This window comes from Pseudoalteromonas peptidolytica, assembly GCF_012641745.1.
Taxonomy (GTDB): domain Bacteria; phylum Pseudomonadota; class Gammaproteobacteria; order Enterobacterales; family Alteromonadaceae; genus Pseudoalteromonas; species Pseudoalteromonas peptidolytica.
The window spans coordinates 1-505 of sequence record NZ_WEHZ01000098.1 but is presented as its reverse complement, the minus strand read 5'-3'; the positions used below and the strand labels follow the sequence as shown (position 1 = coordinate 505).

General features: G+C 39.4%; 1 pseudogene. It reads left to right on the top strand.

Features of this window, described 5'->3' with window-relative positions:
• Nucleotides 1–168 precede the first annotated feature (168 nt).
• A pseudogene (locus tag F9Y84_RS21890) lies at nt 169–390 on the top strand (IS110 family transposase); the annotation flags it as partial.
• Nucleotides 391–505: the final 115 nt, after the last annotated feature.

Below are 505 nucleotides of genomic sequence, written 5' to 3'. Positions count from 1 at the left end.
TTGTTAATATCAGAGCGAGTTTCTTCTACAACTGTAAGGTGTTCAATCAGGTTCATTGGTTGCGCCTAGCAATGGGATTGGCGCTATTTGATCATAAATTAGCTAAAAGTGCGATCCCGCCCTGTACTGGGCCTCGAGCCCGCATTATGCAAGCAAGGGTTAGCTTATATGAATACTAAAACAAATCAAAGCATTAAACTCGGTGTCGATACCGGTAAATCTCAACTCGATATTTATATTCGACCTTTAGATATTTACTTTACTGTTTCCAACGATGATAAAGGCATTAGTGAAGCCGTTAATAAGATTAAAAAGCATAAACCTGAACGCATTATTATCGAGGCTACCGGTAGATTAGAAATGCCATTCATTATGGCATTCGCGAATTCAACTCCGAAGTGCACCACTCGCTAAATTAAGCTGCTTTACGTACTTTGCGTAATTTATTGAATACAACAGCAGGCTGTTTATACCCTAAACACTTTCTCGGTCTGGCATTTAATGC